The organism is Shewanella sp. Sh95, assembly GCF_001308045.1.
Taxonomy (GTDB): Bacteria; Pseudomonadota; Gammaproteobacteria; order Enterobacterales; family Shewanellaceae; genus Shewanella; species Shewanella xiamenensis.
In genome coordinates this window covers 1-419 of record NZ_LGYY01000204.1, presented here as the reverse complement: position 1 = coordinate 419, position 419 = coordinate 1, and the positions used below count along the sequence as shown (strand labels likewise).

The 419-nt window shown below is 39.4% G+C and carries 1 protein-coding gene; it reads left to right on the top strand.

Features of this window, described 5'->3' with window-relative positions; translation table 11 throughout:
* A partial coding sequence (locus AEA42_RS14880; protein ID WP_156312346.1) for an AMP-binding protein occupies positions 1–419 on the top strand: 419 nt, incomplete at both ends.

Below are 419 nucleotides of genomic sequence, written 5' to 3'. Positions count from 1 at the left end.
GTTGAAAAGGTGGTAATTGTTCGTCATGCAGGAAATAATTTTACACCGCATCATTATGACTTTTCATGGAGTACGCTAGAAAAAGAAAAACCATTCATACATGCCGAAGAAATGCATAGTGATGATCCTTTAATGCTCATATATACATCAGGAACGACTGGTAAGCCGAAAGGAACGGTACACACGCATGCAGGATTTCCTTTGAAAGCAGCTTTTGATGCAGGATTTGGAATGAATATTAAACAAGGTGATCGTGTATTATGGGTAACTGATATGGGCTGGATGATGGGGCCATTTTTATTATTCGGTTCACTCATAAATGGTGCAACGATGGTTATGTACGAAGGTGTTCCAGACTTTCCAGAAGCAGATCGCTTATGGGAGACGGTTGATAAATATGAAATTACTCATCTCGGTAT